Raw genomic sequence first — 22,870 nt, 5'->3', positions numbered from 1 at the left:
AAAGGCTTACGCGATGGTCTTGCTGGCCTTCGTTGTCATCGGATTCGTTTTTGCTCAACCGATGGTTCAAGTCAGCGGAGACGACAAGGAGACAGCCGCAGCGACGCTCGCGGCGCGGCAGTCTCCGGATAAGACGACTGCGCCGGGCACCGCCTCGCCAGCTTGAAAAAACCCATGTGTGGGGCATCGCGAGTTTCGACTACAGCTCGCCCGTTCGTTCTGGGGGGGCGCCCTCGGGATCGGCAGCAGATAGCTTCTCTTTGACGCGAAACTCGCGAGGCCCAAATCCGGTCGCCTTCCGAAAAGCACGGGTGAAGCCGGCGGGAGAGGAATAGCCCAGATCCTCGGAAATGTTGGTGATCGACACGGTTCCATCGCGCAACATTTCTGTCGCACGTTGCATTCTCACCGCGCTCGTCAGGCTTCGGAAGTCGGCGCCTACCACTCGAAGTTCACGCTGCAGCGTCCGAACGCTCGTGTTCATTGTTCGCGCTGCCTCCTCGATCGACACATCACCCGCCAGCAGTTGGGCGCGAATCTGTGCAGCAGCAATTTCCAACAAAGTCCGAGGTGCACCTCCAGGACGATCGCGAGCCACATCCTCGAGGGTCACAATCGACCGAGATGTTCGTCGCGACGCAGCCATCAACCTATACCGCTCAACGACGACCGCCACTGCTGGCGCATTGAATATCACCGGGCATTTGAACACGTCCTCAAAAAGCGAGGTATGGCCTGGAGTCGGGATGTCAAGTTCGACGCGAAGTGGGTGCCAGTGGTCAGGCAGATATGCCTTAAAGAAGCTTAGCAGTTCGCCAGCAGCGGCACATGCGACCGACTCATACCCCCGAGACCCAGCCAAAGCGAATTTATAGCCAAAGCGCAGTTCCTCCTTCGTGGTGGTGACAGTCAGATTGTCAAAACTGCTGTGATACTGCAGCGCCACGATACTTCGTTTGATCGCTTCGCCGAGCGTGTCGGCCTCGGTTATGAAGCGACCGAAGCTGCCATACGCGGACACATCCATATTCGGCACGAGCAGGAGACCGAGGTTTGTATCGCCCACTGCCCGCGCCATGGCTTCGACGAAGCCGACCACAGATTGCTGGGGAATGTAGACATTGCGGTCCTCGACCAATTCCACGTCGAAGCCCGCGGCGCGATTGGCTCGCAGCAACGCTCGCTCCCCGAGTTCGCTTCGAATGAATGCGGGTAGGCCTTGCAAGACGTGGCTCGAGATCACGGGAATCGCGGCGATCTGAAATGCTTCCTGAATACGGGACTGGCGTGAAATGGATAGTCTCCACATATTCGACCTTCGGTAGAATTGGCAAGCAATATCTGCAATTCGATGTAGACGGGACATACGCCTGCATGGATCAGTCTCCATTCAATTTGCGGCCAGCTTACCGGGTGCCCCCAAGCCACAGACGCGGAGCGCATCCGAAGCCAAGCATCCGAGACCTCGTCCTGAAGATGCTACGGAAATGAAACCGGGTCTTATCCTTTCACGCCAGCCTCATTGGCTCGGAGCGGACGGTCAAATATTCGCGCTTTGCAAAGCAATCATAAGTGGTAGGTTGTTGCAACTGTGCGTTCCGGGGGATGCGTCTGCGATTTGGCGGGAAATGGTAAGATTGGCAAGGGGAGGCACAGCTAGTCTCCCACGACGAACGAACGCTTCGGTTTGGTTGTCGGATCGTCGAGAGGCTTTCCTGCAACGCAGGTGGTCGTATCAGATTAGAAAGTCCAGGAGAGGGCAAACATGTTATCTGAAATGCTTCGTCCTGCGGTGTTGGCCGCGGCCGGTTTGCTTGCAACGACGCTGACTGCGGCCGGAGAGGTAAAAACCCCGGGCTACAACCACAAAATCCCCGAAAAGATCATGACGCCTGACACGGTGGAAACCCGGTTCGGTACGCTGAAGTTCTTCGACGGGATGCCAGATGAAGCAACGGTCGATAGGCTCTATGACAATCTCGACCTCATGCGCGGCGTCGAGACGTTTCTCAACGGCATCCCCGCCACATCCGTCGAAGGCATTCGGCTCGGGCATCTGGAGTTGGGCGCGGACACATCATATAAGGCAATCCTTCTTGACCAGCTGATGGACTCGGCGCCGCTGTTCCTCACCGGCAATACCGATACTGTCTATGGCAGCGTCGTTCTCGATCTGGGGAAGGACGGGCCGACGGTTGTCGAAATCCCCGCCGGGTCTGGTCCCGGCACGGTCAACGATGCCTATTTTCGCTTCGTGACCGACATGGGCGGGCCGGGCCCCGACCGCGGCAAGGGCGGCAAGTATCTGATCCTGCCGCCCGACTACCAGGGAGATCTCAATCCGCCGGTCGGCGGCATGGAGGCGAAGGTCGACGGCGAGAAGTACTTCGTCTCGAAGTCGACCAGCTATGTGAATTGGCTGATCCTGCGTGGCTTTCTGGTCGATGGAAAGCCCGACGCGGCAGTCGCTTCCTTCAAGAGCGGGCTCAAGGTCTATCCGCTCAGCAAGCGTGATAACCCGCCGGAAATGGAGTTCATCAGCGGATCGCGTAAATCCTGGAATACCATTCATGCCAACAATTACGCGTTCTACGAAGAGCTCCACACGGTCATCAATCGGGAACCGACGTCTATGCTCGATCCCGAGTTGCTGGGTCTGTTTGCCTCGATCGGCATTGAAAAGGGCAAGCCCTTCGCCCCGGATGCGCGGATGAAGAAACTGTTGACCGAAGCCGTCGCTGTCGGCAACGCAACCGCCCGCGCGCTGATTTTCCGACCCCGTTTTGACGGTTTCCATCTCTACCCGAACAGCGCATGGGGCGCGGCCTTCGTTGGGGGAAGCTATGAATGGCTTCGGGACGGCGGCAAGGGTGGCCGTTATCTCGACGCCAGAACCCTGTTCTTCTACCAGGCGACGGTCAACACCCCTGCCATGGTGGAGAAAATGATCGGCGCTGGTTCCCAGTATGCATATGCTGCGACCGACCAGAACGGCGACTATCTCGATGGCGCCAAGACCTACAAGCTTCGCATTCCCGCCAATCCACCGGCCAAGGATTTCTGGTCCGTCGTGGTCTACGATCCGCAGACGCGCTCGGAACTCCAAACCGGCCAGACCTTCCCCAGCAAAAACAACAAGCGGGACAAGCTGATCGAGAATGCCGACGGCTCGGTCGAGCTCTATTTCGGTCCGAAGGCACCCGAAGGCAAGGAGGCAAACTGGATTCAAACCGTCGCCGGCAAGGGATGGTACACGCTTCTGCGGCTTTATGGACCACTCGAGCCCTGGTTCGATAAGACCTGGCGACCGGGCGAGTTCGAACCGATCGATTAACATCTGCAGTCGGGACCCGAGAGATAAGTCGCTTAGACCGGGCGTGGCGTCAAATGATAAGTTCGTCGCCTGCTTCCCTTGTAGGTAGGATTTACATGAAGAGGAGTAGCGGTCGGTCGGCGAACTCCTTGATGCGGCCATTGAGGGGATCGTTGGTGCAATTTCAGTCTGCTCACGACCGGAACGCCAAAGCCGGCGCATTCTCCTGGTCGCTTTCGACATGCGTCCTCTTGGGTTTGACGCTGCTCGCGGCTTGTGCGAGCCGCCCGACCGGCGTGCTTGAACCTGTGGGAGCCAGTCCGTCGGCCACCCAAGTGGAGATGCTGGTCACCACGACTCGAGGTCGCTCGGAAAACCCCGGAGAGATGTTCAGCGGCGAACGTGCACTCAACCCGACATTCGCTGACATCACCGTTTCAATACCGCCTGACTCCGCGCGCAAGGCAGGCGAGGTTGCCTGGCCGCGCAAGCTTCCGCCAGATCCAGCAACCGATTTTGCAGCGCTCAAGGCTGACGAAATCGACCGCGAAACGGCTGAAAAGTGGTTGAACAGCCATGTGCGCAAAAGCCCGGACGGCAGTGTTCTAGTTTTCATTCACGGCTTTAATAACCACTTCGAGGACGCCGTCTTCCGTTTTGCGCAGATCGTGCACGATTCCGGCGCACGTAGCGTGCCGGTGCTCGCCACATGGCCGTCGCGCGGAAGCCTGCTGGCCTATGGTTACGATCGCGAAAGCACCAACTATACACGCAACGCGGTCGAGCGGCTGTTCCAGTACCTGGCGGCCGACCCTCAGGTCAAGGAAGTGTCTGTTCTCGCCCATTCCATGGGCAACTGGCTGGCACTGGAATCGTTGCGGCAAATGGCGATCCGCAACGATGGGCTGCCGGCCAAGTTCAAGAATGTCATGTTGGCGGCGCCTGACGTAGACGTCGATGTATTCCGTTCGCAGATCGCCGATATGGGCCAGCAACGGCCGCGCTTTACGCTGTTCGTCTCTCGTGACGATCGTGCGCTCGCCGTTTCGCGCCGCGTGTGGGGAAACGTCTCGCGCTTGGGCGCAATAGACCCGGAACAATCGCCCTACAAGGAAGAACTGGCGGTGAATGAAATCACCGTCGTCGATCTGACCCAACTCAAGGAAGGTGACAGCCTCCACCATACAAAGTTCGCAGAGTCGCCTGAAATCGTACAACTCATCGGCCGCCGGCTGTCGAGCGGTCAAACCTTGACCGACAGCCGGTTGGGGCTTGGCGACCATATTGTGGCGGCCACTGCTGGGGCCGCGCACTCGGTCGGCACAGCTGCGGGCCTGGTCGTTGCCGCCCCGGCGGCGATTGTCGATCAAAACACACGGCAAAATTATGTTCATCACGTGGAGGCGCTCGTCGGACCATCCGGCAACGCCAATTCGAACACCGCCGGCAATGCCTGCAGGGAGCCGAGATCAGGAACCTGCAGCCGATAGCCAATCGCTCCGAGTACACAGGACCAAGCCGCGGGCCGCCATTGGCTGAACGGAATGCCTACAACAGCGATTGCTCGCCACAGCGAGCATTACAGGGAGACATCATGAGGATTCGCATCGTTCGTACTGTAGCGGCAATCGGAACTTGCCTTGTTGCGGGTACGGCGCAGGCCACCGACATCTATTCCCCGATGACGCCGGAAGTGCAGCAGAAGACCACCGAAGGCGGATGGACATTTTCCTTTGCCCCATATTTCTGGGCGGCCGGTTTGTCGGGTGACCTTGAGCAGTTCGGGCTGCCCGCAGTCGATGTCAATGCCAGCTTCCGTGACATCTTCGACCACCTTGAGTTCGGTGCGATGGCGATCGGCGAAGCGCGCAACGGCCCCTACGGCATCTTCGCCGATGCCATGTATACCAAGATTTCGGGGCAGTCGGGCACGCCGAGAGGTGTGCTTGCGACAGACGTCGAACTCACATCGGAGACCTTTGCCGGGCTGCTCGGCGCGGGATACTCCGTCATCGATAACGATACAGCGCGGTTAGACGTGGTCGCCGGCCTGCGCGTATGGTCCGTCGAAAGCGAGCTTTCGTTCCATGGCGGCATTCTCGATGGGCGCAGCAGTAGCGATCAGGCAGCCTGGGTGGACGGTCTGGCGGGTTTCCGCGGCACCTATTCTCTCACACCCGAACTCCACCTGACGGGCTGGGGTCTTGTCGGTGCTGGTGGCGCTGACCTCGATTGGGACGTGGCGGCGGCAATTGGTTATCGGTTCAACAATTCGATATCGGCGATTGCCGGCTACCGCGCATTGGGCGTGGACTACAGCAATGACGGTTTCGTGTTCGACGTCACTCAGCAGGGTCCGATGCTGGGGCTCTCAGTGCGGTTCTAAGCGGAGCCGTTGAAACCCATCGATCCCCTTTCCAAACAAATCGAGCAACCACAGGTCTGAAGGAGACGAAACCTTGAAGATAAGAAATACTATAGCAGCGGCACTGTTCATCGGGCTCGCGTTAGCACACTCGACACGCGCAGAAACACTTAGCTACGCGGACGCCGTCACGAAGCTGGCGCAGGATTGCGGCGGCGACATCAAAAAGCTCTGCCACGGCCTCAATCTCGGCAACGGACGGATCGCCGATTGCCTCCAGAAAAACGCAGCCAAAATCTCACCGGTCTGCGTCGGATCGATCACGACTGTGCTCACCTCGATCAGCCAGCGGGAGCAGGCCCAGGCCGCATACGCGAATGTCTGCAAACACGATATCGCGCAACTCTGTTCAAGCGTAAAAGGTGACGGCTACCGCCTTGCATGCCTCATCAAAGCCGAAAAGCGCGTAGGCAATGCGTGCAATCAGACGATAACCGACGCCGGCTGGAGATAAGCAAATGAGACTTCGTTCCCTACTTCTCACACTCTTGCTCGCCGCATCGAGCCCACTGGGTCTTGCGGCCGCTCAAGAGGTCTCCCAACAACGAATCGTCTCAGGGCTTGGCAAGCTCGTTGGCGCGGCTCCGTTGGTTGACATCGCAATTCTGCGTCAGGAAGCCATAGAGGGCGGCGGAGTGGCGATGGCGTCGCTTCCGAACTGGGGAAAGATCGCCAAGCTCCCGCAAATGGTCGTCGAGATCGACTTCGAGAACGATTCGGTGATGATCAAGCCGGAGTCCTACAGGACTCTGGGCCTGCTCGCCGATGCGCTTCATCATCCGAATCTCTGGGCCTACAAGTTCCTGATTGTCGGGCACTCGAGCTCAACAGGCAGTGACAAGCATAATCTGGAACTCAGCGAAAGACGGGCCGTGGCCATCACGGAAATTCTCTCAACGACATTCGCGGTCGCCCCTGAACGGCTCTATGCCATTGGTGTCGGCGAATACTTCCCGATCGATGGCTCCAAGGGCGATTCAGCGAGCAACAGACGCGTCCAGCTTGTCAATTTGGGTGTCTTCACGACGCCGTAACAAAGCCTCCGGTCGGCAGACGACGCGTGCCCCGCGACCGGCCTGCGCGCTCACCAAAGATGCGCAGGCACCGCGGACCACTACGCTAGACTTGCATGACGTGCCGAGGATTTCATCTCCTCCCAGCGGACCGGATATCCCAGTCAAGCTTCGCACGGACGGGATGCGGTCCTTCGTGAATGAACCAGCGGCCACTGATGGTTGAAGACAAGGAGACGTGTCATGAGAATTACTATTCGCAAAATGGCGATGGCGTCGGCCATGATGATGCTGACGACCGGTGCAGCCCATGCCGACCCGATCGAAGGAGATTTTAGAACCCCGAAGACCGGCGCAACGGCAAAGGTGGCAGCTTGCGGAGCAAACTTGTGCATGACCTATACGAGCGGCGCATTCAAAGGCAAACAGTTCGCCACTTTCAAGCCCACAGGCAACGGACAGTACTCCGGAAAGCTGATCGACTTCACCAATGGCGGCAAGGAATATACCGGCAAGGCCGAGATCGCCGGCAGTGGCATCAAGGTGAGCGGATGCGTCATGGGGGGCCTGATCTGTAAGGACGAAATCTTCAAGAGACTCTAAGTTCAGGTGGAACAGCGAGGTTGAGCGCGCGCGTACACAATCTCCTTGGAGCGAGGGACAGCAAATCCAGGAGCGGGCCGCAATGTAACATGGCTTAGGCGGGGTTGGGTCGGCCGAGAGAACTTTCGACAAAGGACCAACGGACGCAAAGGAAGCGGCGTGTCTCGGGTTCGCAAGTCTCGCGATACGCCGGCGCCCTCCCCTTCCAGACGATACATTATGCGATCCTGGGCGCACAAATCGGAAACAAACACGATACCGTATGCGGTAATCTGGAGCACGATCGGCTCGACGTTCATTCTGATGCAGTTCGGCGCCCCGAAGGAATTGACCGCGTCGTCTCCGCCATGACTAGATGCTGAGATGGACTAGGACAGTGGCTTGCGATCATGTCGAGGGTAGGCGGCGAAGCGCCCGAAGACAGTGAATGACCTGGGAGGCGAACTCGCGGGCCCTATCAGCATCCTCCTCATTGGCCGCGCGATCTCCGATGTCGAGGTAGCACTCTGCCAGGAATTCACCGAGCGGCAGCGCACTTTCGACTGCCTTTTGTGTCGCCCTCTCCGGACGCGAAGTGGTCAAAAACGGGTGTTCCAGCATCGTTTTTGACCTCAGGTCGGCTTCATTTGAACGAGCCAGTAGGTCGTCGCGTCCGCCCACCGTCGATAGTTCTGCCATCGATTTAAGGAGGTTCGACAACTTCCGCTCGAGGAGCGGCAAATCGCCTTTGTCGACCGAGAGTACCTGGCTTCGTTCCTGATGAAATGCACGCCGCCGCTCGCGTCTCAACGTGGCAACGTGACCGAGTTCCTCCCGGGCCATTCGTTCGGCCGCGTCTCTAATGTCTTGCGACCGGGCATGGGCCGAGACGTAAGACCAGAACACGAACGCGCGTTCCTCGTTGCGAACGGCAATCGAGAACGCGCGGTAGGCGCTCAGCATCTCGGGAGCCACTTTCCCCGCTGCCTCGTCGTCGAACAAATGCTCGGGAGGATGTGTGGAGACCGAGCGCGTTTTGTGTCCAAGCGCGTTCTCCCATTCGCCCACTTTTCTCAAGTGCGCCCGCTCCTCGGCGACCAGCGCGTCGAACACTGCCGCAAGCTCGGGACGTCCCATGGCCTTCATCCTGAGACCGAGGGCGACGTATCCGTCTATCGCTTCCTGTTCCATCGCACCAGCAAGCGCCAACAGCTCGTCCAATGATGCCAGTTTCCAAGGATCAGAGGTGTTTGACGACATACCAGCTCACTCCTGTCAGGTCTTCCCCTTGCCCGAATATCCACTGTCAGAGAATCGTAAGTTTTTCCAACGAGGAGTTGTCTTTGATCAAGGTTAGGATACATTCTGATCTTGGGACGCAAAGAAATCCTACGGGCAGCGCAATGAACTTTTCACAAAGAGTTCGGTTGTCATTGTTTGCAAACATGCTCGTGCTTGCAGTGGCGTTCGTCGGACTTTTGTTCGGAACCGCAGCATTGGCAGGACAGCTTCCCACTTTTCTTGAAAGAGTCCAGCCGGGTGAGCTTTTTGAAGGGGCCGACCGCTTCGGAGACACCGTGGGTGAACCACCCATCGCGCCGGTCTATCGGGGTGATGACCTGCTCGGGTACGTTTATCTCAATTCCGATTTTACCAGTTCGGTCGGCTATTCCGGCAAGCCTATCCGCATCGCGGTTGGCATCGATCAATCCGGCATTATCAAGGGCTTCAAGCTCCTCGAACACCACGAGCCGATCGTGCTTGTGGGAATTCCTCAGGCCAAAGTCGTCGCGTCCTTGAACTCGATCATCGGCAAAGACCTTGGAAGGGTCGCATCCGGAGCAGAGCGCCCGCCGGAAGTCGACATCGTCAGCGGGGCGACCGTCACGGTTCTCGTCATGGGCGACAGCGTCATTCGCTCGGCCGTCAGCCTCATCAGGAGCAACCGCTTGGGTGGAGGCCAGTCAGTCGGCGTCCAGCAGGCCCCGGACGTCAAAACACTCGACCTTTCCAAGGATCAGGCGAGCGACTGGCAAACCCTCCTTGGCGACGGCTCCGTCCGGAGCCTTCGGTTGACGATTGGGGAGGTTTCGAAGGCCTTTCAAGAGGCCGGGCATGCGGAAGCGGCTTCCCATCCGGAGTCCGCAAACCCCGAAAACCGTTTCATCGATCTGTACATCGCGCCGGTGAGCGTGCCCGCGATTGGCAAGACGCTCCTGGGCGACGTCGCATATCAGCGCCTCGCCGGCAAACTCAAGCCGGGACAGTCCGCAATCCTTGTGGCGGGAGACGGAGCATACTCCTTCAAAGGTTCCGGCTACGTCCGAGGCGGCATTTTCGACCGCATCGAGTTGCTGCAGGACGGACAAGGGCTGCGGTTTCGCGATCGCGACCATACCAGGATCGCAGCGCTCGTGCCGTCGGACGCTCCCCGCCTGCGGGAGATCGCTTTGTTCGAAGTGCCGCTGGAATTCGCCTTTGACGCGACTGAGCCGTGGGAACTGGAACTGCTCGTGCAGCGTAGCAGCACGGGTGCTCGAGACAAATCGGTTATCCCGTTTACGATCGGATACTCGCTTCCCCCCAGTTACTACACCGTCACCAAGGCCGAGGTACCGACGACGCCGGCCCAGACACCGCAGGTGGCGCCCTCCCAGGCTAGCGATCCGAAGTTGACGCCTGACGAAATACCGTTGTGGCAACGCATGTGGGAGATGAACAGCATCTCAATCGCAGTCACAGTCGCAGCTCTCCTTGTCCTGACCGCCATCTTCTTCTTCCAAGACTGGCTCGTCAAAAGGCCGAAATTTTTCGGCTGGCTTCGTACCGGATATCTGGTATTTACGCTCGTCTGGCTCGGTTGGTATGCCAATGCGCAGCTGTCGGTCGTCAACGTCCTCACGTTCACGAACGCGCTGGTCACCAATTTCAGCTGGGAGTTCTTCCTGGCTGCACCGTTGATTTTCATTCTTTGGGCCGCCGTCGCAGCCGGCCTCCTGTTTTGGGGGCGCGGCCCGTTCTGTGGCTGGCTCTGCCCGTTCGGCGCTTTGCAGGAACTGCTGAGCATCGTCGCCAAGCGCCTGAAGGTGCCGCAGGTCACCATCCCCTGGGGACTGCACGAGCGCCTTTGGCCTATCAAATACATTGTCTTCCTCGGGCTTTTCGGCATGTCGTTCTATTCGATGGCCTATGCGGAAATGCTCTCCGAGGTCGAGCCGTTCAAGACCGCGATTATCCTCAAATTCATCCGTGACTGGCCGTTCGTGGTCTTCGCCTTGGCGCTTCTTGCGGCTAGCCTCTTCATCGAGCGATTTTACTGCCGTTACCTCTGCCCGCTGGGGGCGGCACTTGCCATCCCTGGGCGCATCCGCACCTTCGAGTGGTTGAAGCGATGGCCAGAATGCGGCTCTCCCTGCCAGCGTTGCGCGAAAGAGTGCCCGGTACAGGCAATTCATCCGGAAGGCCCGATCAACGTCAACGAGTGCATCTACTGCATGCACTGCCAGGAACTCTACCATGACGACCAGCGCTGTCCGCACATGATCCAGGTGCGGCTCAAGCGCGAAAAATTCATGGCGCTGTCAACGCCCGGATCGAGAGGCGAAAAGACACCGCCGAAGACGCTTGTCACGCATAACGGAGAGCCCGTCACCAACTCGAAATAGGCACGCGGCAAATGTGAGCCGCATCTCAGGAGGCAATACCATGTCGAATGAAGATAAAAACCTGCCCCTTTTCAACCGACGCCAACTACTGGGTACCACCGCCGTGGCCGCGGCCGCAGGAGCGGCTACGGCCACCGGTGCGCTGGGCCTTGCAGGCGGGGCGTCTCCGGCCATGGCCCAGGAGCCGGCGAAGTGGGAGGTCCGCCCCGGCGAGCTCGACGAATACTACACCTTCTTCTCAAGTGGCCAGTCGGGTGAAGTCCGCATCGTCGGCGTTCCCTCGATGCGAGAAATCATGCGCATTCCGGTGTTCAACCGCTGCAGCGCGACGGGATGGGGGCAAACGAATGAGAGCCTGAAGGTCCTCACGGAAAACATGCGACCGGAGACGGTCGAGTTTCTCAAAGATCGCGGCGGCGTCTACCAGAACGGCGACCTTCACCACCCACACCCGTCGTTCACGGACGGCACCTACGACGGCCGTTACCTCTTTGCCAACGACAAATCCAACACACGCGTCTGCCGTATCCGTCTCGACGTCATGAAGTGCGACAAGATCATCGAGCTTCCAAACCAACATACCGTGCACGGGCTGCGCGTCCAGAAGTTCCCCAAGACAGGCTACGTGTTCTGCAACGGCGAAGACGGTGTGCCGATCCCCAATGACGGCAAGGTCCTGGACGATCCAAAGCAGTACCAATCCATTTTCACCGCGGTCGACGGCGAGACAATGAAAGTCGCATGGCAGGTCATGGTCGACGGCAACCTCGACAACGTCGACGCGGACTACCAGGGCAAGTACTGCTATTCGACCTGCTACAACTCGGAGGAGGGAGTAACTCTCGAAGAGATGATGAGCAAGGACATGGACTGGGTCGTCGTGTTCAATCTCAAACGCATCGAAGAAGCGGTCGCCAAGGGCGACTACAAGGAGATCGGCGGCGTTCCCGTCATCGATGGCTCCCACGGCTCGAAGTACACCCGCTACATTCCGGTGCCCAACAGTCCTCACGGTATAAATACGGCCCCGGATGGCATCCACTTCGTCGCCAATGGCAAGCTGTCACCGACGGTCACGGTATTCGACGTGCGCAAGTTCGACGACCTCTTCGACGACAAGATCCAGCCGCGCGACACCGTCGTCGCCGAAACAGAACTTGGGCTTGGTCCGTTGCACACGGCCTACGACGGGAGGGGAAACGCCTATACGACGCTCTTCCTCGACAGCCAGGTGTGCAAGTGGAACATCGAGGATGCCATACGGGCGTTTAAGGGCGAGAAGGTCAATCCGATCCGCCAGAAGCTGGATGTCCATTATCAGCCCGGGCACAACCACTCCTCGATGGGCCAGACCAAGGAGGCCGACGGCAAGTGGCTCATCTCGCTTAACAAGTTCTCGAAAGATCGCTACCTCAACGCCGGCCCGCTGAAGCCGGAGAGCGATCAGCTGATCGACATCTCAGGGGATGAAATGGTGCTCGTCCACGACAACCCGACCTTCGCCGAGCCCCACGACGCAACAATCGTGCACGCGTCCAAGATCAACCCGGTTCACGTGTGGAACCGTGAGGACCCCTTCTTCGCAGACGCCGTCGCTCAAGCCAAAAAAGACAATATCGACCTCATGGTGGACTCCGAGGTGAAGCGCGATGGCGACAAGGTGCGCGTCTATATGACGTCGGCGGCTCCCGCGTTCGGGCTTGAGTCCTTCACCGTCAAGGAGGGCGACGAGGTGACCGTTTACGTCACCAACATCGACGAGGTCGAGGACCTGACTCACGGCTTCTGCATCGTCAATTACGGTATCAACATGGAGATCGGGCCGCAGGCGACGGCGTCAGTGACCTTCAAGGCCTCCAAGCCCGGGGTCTACTGGTACTATTGCACATGGTTCTGCCATGCGATGCACATGGAAATGAAGGGACGCATGATGGTCGAACCGAAGTCGGTATGATGAGGCGCGTGATGATCACAGCGATGGTGGCCTTCTGGGTCGCCATCGCCACCCCCGCCGAGGCCGCGGAGCGGACGGTCACGCCCGTCGATGACCTGGCATCGATCATCGAGGCGGCATCACCGGGGGACCGCATCATATTGCGTCCAGGCAAGTACAAGGGTCCCGTGAAAATCACCAAGTCCGTGACGCTGGAAGGCGAACCCGGCGCTGCGATCATGGGCGACGGAAAAGGCACCGTCGTCACCATCGACGCGGCCGGCGTAACACTCCGTGGTCTTGAAATCAGCGGTTCGGGCACGAACCTCGAAGGCATGGACTCAGGCGTGTTTGCCACCGAGAACGCAACAGGCGCGCTTATCGAACGCAACAGCGTTACCGGGAACCTCTACGGGATCTACGTCCACGGGGCCGCCGATTCCTTGGTCCGCAAAAACACGGTCATCGGCCTGAAGAAGGGCCACATGAGCGAGTTGGGCAACGGGATCGCGGTTTGGAACGCGCCGGGCGCCAAGATCATCGATAACGACGTCAGCTTCGGCCGCGACGGCATCTTCACGATCGCAAGCAAACGCAATGTGTTCAGTGGCAATAAATTCCACGACGTGCGTTTCGCGATCCATTACATGTACACCAACAACAGCGAGATCCGCGGCAACACGTCTATAGGAAACGCCGTCGGCTACGCGCTGATGTTCTCCAACAAGCTGAAAGTCGTCGGCAACGTGTCTGACGGCGACCGCGATCATGGCCTCGTGCTGAATTTCGCCAACGGATCGCAAATAGAGGGGAACACCGTCATTGGGCGGATGCAGCCCCAGAGCCGATGGACAACCGCCGGAAATCGCGACCCCGCTGACAAAATGCCTTCCGATGACAGTCCAACGAGCCCCAACGCCAACCTTTCGGGCGAGCGCTTGGGTCCCGAGAAGTGCGTTTTCATCTACAACGCCAACAAGAACCGGCTGAAGGGCAACAGGTTTGACGGCTGTTCGATCGGCATTCACTTTACGGCCGGCTCGGAGGGTAATTCGATAAGCGGAAACGCCTTCATCAACAACCGCAATCAGGTCAAATACGTGGGAACTCGGTATCTCGATTGGTCGGTGGACGGCCACGGCAATTACTGGAGCGACAATCCGGCGTTTGATCTCGATGGCGACGGGCTCGGTGACAACGCCTATCGTCCAAACGATGTCATGGACAAGGTGATGTGGACCGCTCCCCAGGCCAAGGTGCTGGCCACCAGCCCCGCAGTCCAGGTCATCCGCTGGGCTCAGGCTCAATTCCCGGCCCTTCTACCGGGCGGCGTCGTAGACAGCCATCCCCTGATGGCACCCCCCACCCAAGGGAGGCCGGCGCAATGAATGTCACGACGGTGGCAGTATCCGGGGTCGCCAAGCGCTATGGCAGCGTCGAAGCCGTCAGGGATGTTACGTTCGAGCTCACAGAAGGGGAAACGGTCGCGCTTGTCGGCCACAACGGGGCTGGCAAGACGACACTGATCAAACTCATGCTTGGGCTCATTCGCCCCTCGACGGGCAGCGTGCTCGTTCTCGGCGAGGATCCGGCCAAGGGCGACTTCGAGGTCCGCAGGCGGCTTGGCTACCTGCCGGAAAGCGTTTCCTTCCACATGGCCCTGACGGGGCGCGAAACGCTGGCCTTCTACGCCCGCCTCAAGCGCGTCGAGGTCTCCTCGGTGCCTGAGCTTCTGGAGCAGGTTGGTCTGGCTCCGGATGCCGCCGACCGTCCGGTTCGGACCTATTCAAAGGGGATGCGGCAGAGACTGGGACTGGCGCAGGCACTGCTTGGCCACCCGCGGGTCCTGCTTCTGGACGAACCTACGAGCGGTCTCGATCCGGCTCTTCGTCGGCGATTCTACGACATCCTGGACGGATTGCGCTCCGCTGGAACCACAATCCTTCTTTCGTCACACGCATTGACCGAACTCGAAGGCCGTGCCGATCGCGTGGTGATCGTCAACGAAGGCGTCAAGGTCGCTGATGGATCGCTGGACACATTGCGCGGTTTGGCTCAGCTACCCACGCGCGTGAGTGTCAGGCTTGCCAACGGCAAATCGACCGCTGACTGGAATGCAGGAGGTGGATGGAGGATCACGGGCGTCGATACCGTCGAGACCGAGGTGGCAATGGACGAAAAAGTCGCACTCCTTCGGGAGGTCACAGCCAACCCTGCGGAGGTTGCCGGGCTGCAACTCGTCGAGCCGACATTGGACGACCTCTATGCCCATTTTCTTGGCGGGCGGAAGGCGGCCGAATGAAGAACATTCTTATTATGGCCCGCAAGGAGATCCGGGAAGGCTTGCGCAATCGATGGGTGCTCGGAGCTACCCTTCTCCTTGCAGCATTGGCGCTCACCCTCACCGCACTGGGGAGCGCGCCGACCGGGAATGTCGGGGTCAACCAACTCGACGTTGTCATCGTCAGTCTTTCCAGCCTGACCATCTTTCTCGTGCCGTTGATCGCGCTCCTGCTCTCGCACGACGCGATCGTAGGCGAGATGGAGCGCGGCACCATGCTGCTGCTTCTAAGCTATCCGATTGGACGCAATCAGGTCATTCTCGGCAAGTTCCTCGGCCACATTGCCATCCTCTCGTTTGCGACGCTCTGCGGCTATGGTGCCGCCGCCCTGGCGCTCGCTATCACGGGAGGCAACATCGACACGGGCAGTTGGTGGGCCTTCCTCAACATGCTCGGATCGTCGGTGCTCCTAGGGGCGGTATTCGTCGCGATCGGATACCTCGCCAGTGCGATCGTCAGCGAGCGGAGCACGGCGGGCGGGATAGCTATCGGCATCTGGCTGCTTTTTGTCCTGATTTACGACATGGCGTTGCTCGGCGCACTGGTCGCGGCGGGAGGGCATGCTATCCCGTCAGGCCTGCTGGATGCGGTTTTGCTATTCAATCCAACCGACGCTTACCGGATGCTCAACCTCGGTTCGGGAGAGGCGAGCGCCTTTTCGGGTCTGGGCGGTGTCGCCGAGCATTCCGGGCTTAATGCCGCGATGATGGTCGGCGCACTGGCTGCGTGGACCATCGTGCCGCTAGCGCTCGCCGCGGCAGTATTTTCGAGGAGGGAGCTATGAGACGCGCTTTGGTGGCCGCGGCACTCCTGTCGGCCTTTCTGCTCGCAAGCTGCAAGGAAGAGCAAAAGGCTCCTCCGCCCGCACCGTACGCGCTGACGTCCGAAGCGACAGGCAGATACTGCGGAATGAACGTGCTCGAACACCCAGGACCCAAGGGGCAGATCATTTTGGATGCGCAAGTTCCCGAACCCATCTGGTTTTCGTCCGCTCGCGACGCTTTGGCGTTCACCATGCTGCCGGAGGAGCCGAAGGACATCGCGGCGATTTACGTCTCCGATATGAGCAAGGCGCCAAGCTGGGAGAAGCCCGGAGAAAACAACTGGATTGACGCCCGCAAGGCTTTCTACGTCATCGGCAGCTCTTTGCGGGGCGGCATGGGCGCAGAAGAGGCTGTGCCGTTCGGCACAGAGGAAGCGGCGCAACAATTTTCCGTCAAGAACGGCGGGCGCGTCGTCCCGTTCGGCGAGGTCCCGCAGGACTACGTGCTGGGTGCAGGCGGTGTCGACGCCACGACAACCAGCCCCGACGCCGAGGAAAGTGTGGAAGGGCACAACCATGGCTAAAGGATATACTCGACGCCGCGCCATCGCGATTTTCGCCGCAGCTGCCGGTTTGCCCCTCCTGACTGCCGCAAAGGCAGCATCAAGCACCGTCACCTGGAAGGGACAGGCTCTCGGCGCGCCAGCGACACTGATCCTCAATCATGAAGACCGCGCGCGAGCCGAACGATTGATCGACACAGTCGTCGCCGAGGTCACAAGACTGGAACGCGTGTTCAGCCTCTATCGTGACGATACAGCGCTTTCCGAGTTGAACCGCGTCGGCGCTCTGGTCGCTCCCCCGCAAGACCTTGTGGCCCTGCTTGGCTCCTGCCAAGAATTTTGGAACATGAGTGACGGCGGGTTCGATCCCACTATACAGCCGCTGTGGTTGCTATACCGAGACCACTTCACGCGGCCCGAGGCGGCCCCATCCGGCCCTTCAGCCGAAAAGATCAGGGACACGCTCGACGCCGTTGGCTTCGAAGGGATCAGGTTCGATCGGGATCGCATCGTCCTGACTCGACCGAAGATGGCACTGACCTTGAATGGCATCGCCCAAGGCTACGTCACGGACAGGATCGTGGACTTGCTGCGAGACGCCGGGGTAACTAGCAGTCTCGTGAACATGGGGGAAAATCGCGCTGTAGGCTCGAGGTTGGATGGAACGCCCTGGCGGATCGGCCTAGCAGAGCGACAGGACGACGCGTTTCCCGACGTCGTTCTCGACGTGATCGACAAGGCTGTCGCGACCTCCAGTGGCATGGGTTTCCACTTCGACGAGGCACAGCGTTTCAGCCATATCCTTGATCCGCGCACCGGAGGAGCAGCTGCATTGTACAGGCGTGTGACCGTCATCGCCGATGATGCGACCACCGCCGATGCTCTGTCGACGGCATTCAGCTTGATGGATGAGACCAGTATCCGATCCACGTTAGACCGCAGATCAGGCGTACTGGTTGATCTTGTCCGGGCGGACGGCGGCCATCGCCGTTTCGAAACACGAGCCTGAGGACGCACAACGCGGATGCTCGCATTTTCCATAGCGCAATCACACCAATCTCAACGGAGTACTTGACCATGCACCTTCTGAAAAATCTGGCTGCGGCAACTTTGCTCACAATGATCGCAGTTCCGGCCGCAGCTGCGGACTTCGAGGTTCATATGATGAACAAGGGCCCTGACGGGGTGATGGTATTCGAGCCTGCGCTGACGAAGGTGCAGCCAGGTGACACGATCACCTTCCTTCCCACCGACAAGGGTCACAACGCTGAAACGATGAAGGGTTTGATCCCGGAAGGAGCCGAAGCCTTCAAGAGCAAGATCAACGACACTTTGAAACAGACGTTCACGGTGCCAGGAGCCTATGTGATCAAGTGCACGCCGCATTTTTCGATGGGCATGGTTGCCGTCGTCGTGGTTGGGGACTCTCCGGCGAACCTCGATTCGATCAAGTCTGCGAAACTCCCGAAGAAGGCCCGCGAACGGGTCGACAAGGCGCTTTCGCAACTCTAGGCTTGCTCCAAGAGAAAACCGGCGGGCGACGAGATCGCAAAGCTCGCCGGCTTCTCCCGCACGATCGGCCGCATTGGCGTCATGGCTTCGCCGCCCTACCGGCTCGCTCTTGCTTTTGAAGCCCGGCGATCAACAGTCGCCGAGTTTCCTCCATTGCCTGCCGGCGCGAGACCTGAACAATGACGACCGGCGTATCGACTATTTCAGAACTCGATGGGGTGCCTCACGTTCGGCTGCCACCGGCCGTTCAGTTTGCCGAGTCTGTCTGTGGCCGCCGCGCCCTCCTGGCTTTCCACTGGCCACAAGCAACCAGGGTGCAATAGCCCCGTCAGACCACTCTAATCAACGCCTCTATCGCATCCTTCCAAGATAGGGCCGCCGTTCCAATTCAGCGGATTTCTGGGATTGCCTGAGTCGGAGAAGGTCCTTGCGGGTGACAAGGCCGACCAAGGTGCCGGATAGCGGATCCGTGATGGGTATCCTCGCAGCATCGGTCGCAATCATGATGTCCGCGATGTGACCAACAGTGTCGTCGGGATGCCCGATCGGGATCGAGGTGTCCGATACCTTGTCTGCCAGCATGTCGGCCCCAATGTCCGGACCTCGCTGCCACCGAAGCGCATCTGAACGCGAAACCATACCGACAAGCGCGCCGGCCCCGTCAACGACCGGATAGGTCCGGTGTGCCTCATCCGCCGCGGCGAAATGCGCACACACCTCCGCCACCGACATCGTCGCCGGCAAGGTGTCGACTGTGCTGACCATAATGTCGCGAGCCCGGGCGAACTCAAAAGGGTCGACACCGTATTCACGGCTGATGTGCTGTCCTCTCCGCGCAATCTTCTCCGTCAGGATCGAGCGCCTCAGCAGGAGCACAGTCACGGCGTAGGCGGCAATCGTGGCGGCCAGCAAGGGTATGAGCGTGCTGAGATCGCCGGTGATCTCGATCGCGAAAAACGTTCCGGTCAACGGCGCGCGCATCGTGCCACCCATCATCGCCGCCATGCCGAGAAGCGCCCAGAATCCCGGATCTCCGGGAAGCATCAAGCCCGTCAGCCATCCTAGTGCGCCTCCGAGGATCAGCAACGGCGCCAGCACACCGCCCGATGTGCCCGACGAGAGAGCGATGAGCCAGATCGTGGCCTTGACCAAGAGAATGGCGATGACCGTCGATGTTGGCCAGCTGTTTTCGAGCAGCCCCTCGATCACGTCGTAACCGACACCGAGAGCATGTGGCTCGACTAGGCCACCGAGCCCAACGGCAAGACCTCCGAGCGCCGGCCACCACATCCAGTGGATCGGCAGGCGCTCGAACAGATCCTCGATCTTGTAGAGCAGTGTCGTCAGCAGACCCGATTGAAGGCCGGCAACAATCCCCACTCCGGCGCAAAGCAGAATCCCCCACCAGGGAAGGTCGGCCCGGAAGGGCGTTGGAAAAAGCGGTCCCGTGCCGAACAGCAGCGGTCGCCAGGAGATGGCAACGCAGGCTGAGACTGCCACGGGAATGAAGCTGCGGGGCTTCCATTCAAACAGGAGGAGTTCGACCGCAAGCATGACGGCTGCGACAGGTGAGCCGAAGATTGTCGTCATGCCGGCCGCCGCCCCTGCGACCAACAAGGTCTTTCGCTCTGCCGCACTCAAATGGAAAAACTGGGCAAAAAGCGAACCAATCGCGCCACCGGTCATGATGATCGGCCCCTCGGCCCCGAACGGGCCTCCCGTGCCGATCGAAAGCGCCGACGACAGCGGTTTCAACACGGCAACCTTCGCTGACATGCGACTGCCGCCGATAACGATGGCTTCTATCGCTTCGGGGATACCATGCCCGCGGATCTTCTCCGATCCGAAACGCGCCATCAGGCCAATGACGAGCCCTCCAACCACCGGGATCAAGGCCATCCAGGGCGAGAAGATCACGTCGGCTATCCGCGCTTCCCCGATGCTCACCCGCCCAAACCAGACGATGTTGGTGACGAGAGCAATCAGATTGACGAGGAACCAGGCCGCGAACGCGCCACCGGTTGCGACGATTATCGCCATTCCGATCAACAGGAGCACGCGCCGGTCGGTGGTGAAATCACCAGCTTCGCGGCGAGCAAGGCCGCCCATGAAATCGTGCTGGTGCGGACGGGAAGGTTTTGACGACATCGGGAAACCTGTGTGGCGGCTGAACAGAGGGTGCGATCGCCCGCAGCGCACATATATCGCAATACGATATAAATCAAGTCGGTGTTGGCAGCTCGTCCCGCGAGCGCTATGCACATAGCCCGTGAAACACTCCTGGTGCCAAAGTCTGTGACCAAGAAACAAGACGCACTCACCGATGCCGACTACGAGGCGCTTGCCAACCTGCGCTACGCCCTGCGGCGTTTTACGGATTTTTCGACGTCGGCAGCACAGCACGAGGGGCTCCCAAGTCAGCAACATCAGGCCCTGCTGGCCATCAAAGGCCATCGCGGCGAAGCTCCCATGACGGTCGGAGACTTGTCCGAGCGCCTGGTCGTTGCCCGGCACACCGCTTCCGAACTCGTCGAGCGGCTCGTGGGGGCCGGCTATGTCACGCGTGAGCTCGATCCGCATGACAGGCGCCGCCAGACGCTTGCGCTTACTGCGAAGGCGGAAGACATCCTTACGCGATTGAGCGCCATTCATCTGACCGAGATCCGGGAGATGGCCCCGCGCTTGATAGAGCTGCTTAACGATCTCCAGATTAAAGGCCCACTCTGAGAGCCTTTATCAACTGCGTGCGCGCAATTGCTCATCCCGGCCCAGTTCCTGCTTTGAACTATTCCGCCTTCGTCACCCGGAGAAGCGGGAGTAAACCGACGCTTTATTTATGTCGCATTACGACATATATTGCAACGTGCGGGATTGTCGGAGTGCCCGATTGATCTCTTCCCGCCAAATGAGGAGCAGTGTAAGCGACAAGCCGGGGCCGTTCAGGCGGCGTAGGTGATGGCCTGGGGTCTGATAGCTCGCTCGACAATGTTGGAGTCGAGCTCGACACGGCCGTCGGTCAGGAAGCGCTCGAATATGTCGCGACGCGATATGGCATACCAGAGAGCTTCGGCGAGTTTGGATTTTCCCGACACCCGCGGCAAAGTTGCTGCCAGAGTGTAAAGAGGTCACGGACTGGAGTTGCGGTCTCCAAAGTCCCCGATCATTGTACTCTCCGGTTGGCCGACTTTTTTACTCTTCCGCGGCCGGCAAACAACAGATGACGCTAACACTAGCGTTGGCAGATGGTTAAATGCAAGTGCTTGTTATTCCTGTATAAAACTGGCGCACCGAACAGGATAAAATTGGGAGCAGATACAGCATTGTAGTAGCTATATAATTTTCTGATGCAGTCAAAAACCAAGATGCGCAAATTCCTACGTCCTGATCGGGACAATGCCGCCTGCCGCCATCTCGGCGGCCTTAATCGGCTTCAGTCGTTCGATATGCGGCTGCATTCGCTTCATGACCCGTACCAACGGATCGCCTTCAAGCCACATAGGTCCAGGAGCAACGCCCGCTGTCTTACTGTGATGGTCAAACCACGCGATCAACTCGGGTGTCGGGTTCGAATGAAACATGATACGGATGAGTGTGTCGCGGTCAGCGGAGTAGCCACCAAGCGCGTATATATCGCTGCTGTTGAGACTATCGATCTCCAATACAACCTTGGATTGTGTTCCGCCGTAGCGCCCGGCTCCATCGGCACACCCCGTGATGAAGCCCCTCTCGCGATCTAAGGCGATTAAAAAATCGTCGGACCGATACAAGGTGTCGAGGTTTAGGATGATGCTGCCGGCGGGCGGTTTGAGCGCAACGATGACGCCCTGCCATCCTTCAGGTGGCACGCCACCTTTGAATGTTTTGGCAATTGCCGGAGAGAGGGTCCAAGCTGACATCATTTCAGGAAGGTTGCGCTCGGCGATTAGATCCCAGACGGATCCCTTTTCCAGTGCGATCTGGCGATAAGTTACCAGGTTACACTGACGAAACCGCTCGTCGATCTCCGCGGACAACTCTTTCAGACGCTGTCGTTTTGCATTTAATCGTGAGACACCGCATGCAATAATTTCAACAAGATAGCGCGGCACTTAAATTGAGATTGGGCATTTAATTTGAGATTCTGGCTTCGATGTTGGCACTTAACGTGAGATTGGCCGCCGAGGAAAACATGGCTGCCTGCGGCCAAGCTTCATCAGAAAATGCCAAATATCACAAACGGTATGGCCGGGCCGCAAGGCGTCAAGTGCCAAAACTCGCACGGAAAAATCTCAAATTAAGTGCGATCACCTGCCGGAACGGGCGCATTCTTACGGTTAAATGCCAAACGACAGGGAGAGAACACACCAACGCCTTTCCATTCGATATCAAGGATACCTCTCGTTTTGTCCGACAGATAGAGGCGCCTGAGCTGCTCGTCATACTCAGGTCCAAGGAACGCAAGAGGCGCAATCAAGGCTCCGGTGCTCACGCCCGTCATTACTGCGAAATTTGGACGGGTTCCAAGTTCGCTCCATGCGGACAGGATTCCAACTGCAAAGGCTCCCCCGGAACCGCCGCCTGAGATGGCAAGCATAGTAGGCCTTCCATTCACGACGACCGGCCTCCAGGGGTCATGTTCTAAAGCCGTTGGCCGCGGATCATCAACGTGAGCCCTGATGTTCTCAAATCGCCTCGGACGAACTATACATCGGACGTTCCGGTGTCGTGCATCCGCTTAAAACCGTTAAGAGGATCGACACGAGTGCGGCGTGAAAAGGCA

The 22,870-nt window shown here is 59.0% G+C and carries 20 protein-coding genes and 1 pseudogene; 15 read left to right on the top strand and 6 right to left on the bottom strand.

Annotated elements, in window-relative coordinates; genetic code table 11:
- Positions 1-199: 199 nt before the first annotated feature.
- A complete protein-coding gene (locus I8N66_RS12170) occupies positions 200-1,309 on the bottom strand; it encodes an AraC family transcriptional regulator (RefSeq protein WP_291153980.1) in 1,110 nt (369 codons plus the stop codon).
- A gap of 456 nt (positions 1,310-1,765) precedes the next feature.
- Here I8N66_RS12170 and I8N66_RS12165 point away from each other — a divergent pair, with 456 nt between their 5' ends.
- The 6 genes from I8N66_RS12165 to I8N66_RS12140 all read left to right on the top strand — a co-directional run bounded on the left by I8N66_RS12165 (position 1,766) and on the right by I8N66_RS12140 (position 7,354).
- The gene (locus tag I8N66_RS12165; RefSeq protein ID WP_291153978.1) at positions 1,766-3,334 is read left to right on the top strand and encodes a DUF1254 domain-containing protein; all 1,569 of its coding nucleotides are present in this window, start codon (positions 1,766-1,768) and stop codon (positions 3,332-3,334) included.
- Positions 3,335-3,564: 230 nt separating this feature from the next.
- Complete coding sequence (locus I8N66_RS12160) at positions 3,565-4,803, top strand: alpha/beta hydrolase (protein ID WP_291153991.1); 1,239 nt, start codon at positions 3,565-3,567, stop codon at positions 4,801-4,803.
- A gap of 104 nt (positions 4,804-4,907) precedes the next feature.
- A complete protein-coding gene (locus I8N66_RS12155; protein ID WP_291153975.1) occupies positions 4,908-5,699 on the top strand; it encodes a hypothetical protein in 792 nt (263 codons plus the stop codon).
- A 79-nt stretch (positions 5,700-5,778) separates the two neighbouring features.
- Positions 5,779-6,192: a hypothetical protein gene (locus I8N66_RS12150; RefSeq protein ID WP_291153989.1), complete on the top strand. Its 414-nt coding sequence runs from the start codon at positions 5,779-5,781 to the stop codon at positions 6,190-6,192.
- A gap of 4 nt (positions 6,193-6,196) precedes the next feature.
- Positions 6,197-6,772, top strand: a complete 576-nt coding sequence (locus I8N66_RS12145) for an OmpA family protein (RefSeq protein ID WP_291153973.1) — start codon at positions 6,197-6,199, stop codon at positions 6,770-6,772.
- A gap of 222 nt (positions 6,773-6,994) precedes the next feature.
- Positions 6,995-7,354: a DUF2147 domain-containing protein gene (locus I8N66_RS12140; protein WP_291153971.1), complete on the top strand. Its 360-nt coding sequence runs from the start codon at positions 6,995-6,997 to the stop codon at positions 7,352-7,354.
- Positions 7,355-7,741: 387 nt separating this feature from the next.
- Here the strand turns inward: I8N66_RS12140 and I8N66_RS12135 are convergent, their stop codons facing one another.
- Positions 7,742-8,593 carry a ferritin family protein gene (locus tag I8N66_RS12135; protein ID WP_113135603.1) on the bottom strand — a complete coding sequence of 284 codons (852 nt, stop codon included), beginning with the start codon at positions 8,591-8,593 and terminating at the stop codon, positions 7,742-7,744.
- A gap of 185 nt (positions 8,594-8,778) precedes the next feature.
- Between I8N66_RS12135 and I8N66_RS12130 the strand changes: the two genes are divergently transcribed.
- The 8 genes from I8N66_RS12130 to I8N66_RS12095 all read left to right on the top strand — a co-directional run bounded on the left by I8N66_RS12130 (position 8,779) and on the right by I8N66_RS12095 (position 18,111).
- Positions 8,779-10,998, top strand: a complete 2,220-nt coding sequence (locus I8N66_RS12130; RefSeq protein ID WP_291153987.1) for a NosR/NirI family protein — start codon at positions 8,779-8,781, stop codon at positions 10,996-10,998.
- 40 nt (positions 10,999-11,038) lie between these two features.
- Positions 11,039-12,952, top strand: a complete 1,914-nt coding sequence (gene nosZ, locus I8N66_RS12125; protein WP_060586041.1) for a TAT-dependent nitrous-oxide reductase — start codon at positions 11,039-11,041, stop codon at positions 12,950-12,952.
- A gap of 11 nt (positions 12,953-12,963) precedes the next feature.
- Entirely contained in the window at positions 12,964-14,319 is a 1,356-nt protein-coding gene (locus I8N66_RS12120; RefSeq protein ID WP_162732984.1) for a nitrous oxide reductase family maturation protein NosD, read from the top strand.
- Positions 14,316-15,233 (top strand): ABC transporter ATP-binding protein, encoded by a 918-nt coding sequence (locus tag I8N66_RS12115; RefSeq protein WP_192494042.1) that lies wholly within the window; start codon positions 14,316-14,318, stop codon positions 15,231-15,233. The genes I8N66_RS12120 and I8N66_RS12115 overlap by 4 nt, the downstream gene beginning before the upstream one ends.
- Positions 15,230-16,057: an ABC transporter permease gene (locus I8N66_RS12110; protein WP_060586044.1), complete on the top strand. Its 828-nt coding sequence runs from the start codon at positions 15,230-15,232 to the stop codon at positions 16,055-16,057. The genes I8N66_RS12115 and I8N66_RS12110 overlap by 4 nt, the downstream gene beginning before the upstream one ends.
- Positions 16,054-16,620 (top strand): nitrous oxide reductase accessory protein NosL, encoded by a 567-nt coding sequence (locus tag I8N66_RS12105; protein ID WP_060586046.1) that lies wholly within the window; start codon positions 16,054-16,056, stop codon positions 16,618-16,620. Before I8N66_RS12110 ends, I8N66_RS12105 begins: the two co-directional genes overlap by 4 nt.
- Complete coding sequence (locus tag I8N66_RS12100; RefSeq protein ID WP_291153962.1) at positions 16,613-17,608, top strand: FAD:protein FMN transferase; 996 nt, start codon at positions 16,613-16,615, stop codon at positions 17,606-17,608. The genes I8N66_RS12105 and I8N66_RS12100 overlap by 8 nt, the downstream gene beginning before the upstream one ends.
- Positions 17,609-17,676: 68 nt before the next feature.
- The gene (locus I8N66_RS12095) at positions 17,677-18,111 is read left to right on the top strand and encodes a pseudoazurin (RefSeq protein WP_291153960.1); all 435 of its coding nucleotides are present in this window, start codon (positions 17,677-17,679) and stop codon (positions 18,109-18,111) included.
- 351 nt (positions 18,112-18,462) lie between these two features.
- Here I8N66_RS12095 and I8N66_RS12090 read toward each other — a convergent pair whose 3' ends face one another.
- On the bottom strand, positions 18,463-20,259 hold the full coding sequence (locus I8N66_RS12090; protein WP_291153958.1) for a chloride channel protein: 1,797 nt from the start codon (positions 20,257-20,259) through the stop codon (positions 18,463-18,465).
- Between the two features lie 147 nt (positions 20,260-20,406).
- Here I8N66_RS12090 and I8N66_RS12085 point away from each other — a divergent pair, with 147 nt between their 5' ends.
- Positions 20,407-20,838, top strand: a complete 432-nt coding sequence (locus I8N66_RS12085; protein ID WP_060582017.1) for a helix-turn-helix domain-containing protein — start codon at positions 20,407-20,409, stop codon at positions 20,836-20,838.
- Between the two features lie 212 nt (positions 20,839-21,050).
- On the opposite strand, the pseudogene I8N66_RS12080 reads toward I8N66_RS12085, so the two are convergent.
- From I8N66_RS12080 to I8N66_RS12070, 3 genes and pseudogenes are all read right to left on the bottom strand, one after another.
- Positions 21,051-21,238 (bottom strand): annotated as a pseudogene (locus tag I8N66_RS12080) (transposase); the annotation flags it as partial.
- 247 nt (positions 21,239-21,485) lie between these two features.
- Entirely contained in the window at positions 21,486-22,199 is a 714-nt protein-coding gene (locus I8N66_RS12075) for a hypothetical protein (RefSeq protein WP_291153955.1), read from the bottom strand.
- Between the two features lie 185 nt (positions 22,200-22,384).
- Positions 22,385-22,684, bottom strand: a complete 300-nt coding sequence (locus I8N66_RS12070) for a patatin-like phospholipase family protein (protein ID WP_112597219.1) — start codon at positions 22,682-22,684, stop codon at positions 22,385-22,387.
- Positions 22,685-22,870 lie beyond the last annotated feature (186 nt).

This window comes from Ensifer sp. SSB1 (assembly GCF_016652895.1).
Taxonomy (GTDB): Bacteria; Pseudomonadota; Alphaproteobacteria; order Rhizobiales; family Rhizobiaceae; genus Ensifer.
This window is presented reverse-complemented; position numbering and strand designations above follow the sequence as displayed.

Coding starts and splice junctions, on each gene's coding strand:
- I8N66_RS12170 (WP_291153980.1), bottom strand. CDS start 1,309: ATGTGGAGACTATCCATTTCACGCCAGTCCCGTATTCAGGAAGCATTT.
- I8N66_RS12165 (WP_291153978.1), top strand. CDS start 1,766: ATGTTATCTGAAATGCTTCGTCCTGCGGTGTTGGCCGCGGCCGGTTTG.
- I8N66_RS12155 (WP_291153975.1), top strand. CDS start 4,908: ATGAGGATTCGCATCGTTCGTACTGTAGCGGCAATCGGAACTTGCCTT.
- I8N66_RS12145 (WP_291153973.1), top strand. CDS start 6,197: ATGAGACTTCGTTCCCTACTTCTCACACTCTTGCTCGCCGCATCGAGC.
- I8N66_RS12140 (WP_291153971.1), top strand. CDS start 6,995: ATGAGAATTACTATTCGCAAAATGGCGATGGCGTCGGCCATGATGATG.
- I8N66_RS12135 (WP_113135603.1), bottom strand. CDS start 8,593: ATGTCGTCAAACACCTCTGATCCTTGGAAACTGGCATCATTGGACGAG.
- I8N66_RS12130 (WP_291153987.1), top strand. CDS start 8,779: ATGCTCGTGCTTGCAGTGGCGTTCGTCGGACTTTTGTTCGGAACCGCA.
- nosZ (WP_060586041.1), top strand. CDS start 11,039: ATGTCGAATGAAGATAAAAACCTGCCCCTTTTCAACCGACGCCAACTA.
- I8N66_RS12120 (WP_162732984.1), top strand. CDS start 12,964: ATGATCACAGCGATGGTGGCCTTCTGGGTCGCCATCGCCACCCCCGCC.
- I8N66_RS12115 (WP_192494042.1), top strand. CDS start 14,316: ATGAATGTCACGACGGTGGCAGTATCCGGGGTCGCCAAGCGCTATGGC.
- I8N66_RS12110 (WP_060586044.1), top strand. CDS start 15,230: ATGAAGAACATTCTTATTATGGCCCGCAAGGAGATCCGGGAAGGCTTG.
- I8N66_RS12105 (WP_060586046.1), top strand. CDS start 16,054: ATGAGACGCGCTTTGGTGGCCGCGGCACTCCTGTCGGCCTTTCTGCTC.
- I8N66_RS12100 (WP_291153962.1), top strand. CDS start 16,613: ATGGCTAAAGGATATACTCGACGCCGCGCCATCGCGATTTTCGCCGCA.
- I8N66_RS12095 (WP_291153960.1), top strand. CDS start 17,677: ATGCACCTTCTGAAAAATCTGGCTGCGGCAACTTTGCTCACAATGATC.
- I8N66_RS12090 (WP_291153958.1), bottom strand. CDS start 20,259: ATGTCGTCAAAACCTTCCCGTCCGCACCAGCACGATTTCATGGGCGGC.
- I8N66_RS12070 (WP_112597219.1), bottom strand. CDS start 22,684: ATGCTTGCCATCTCAGGCGGCGGTTCCGGGGGAGCCTTTGCAGTTGGA.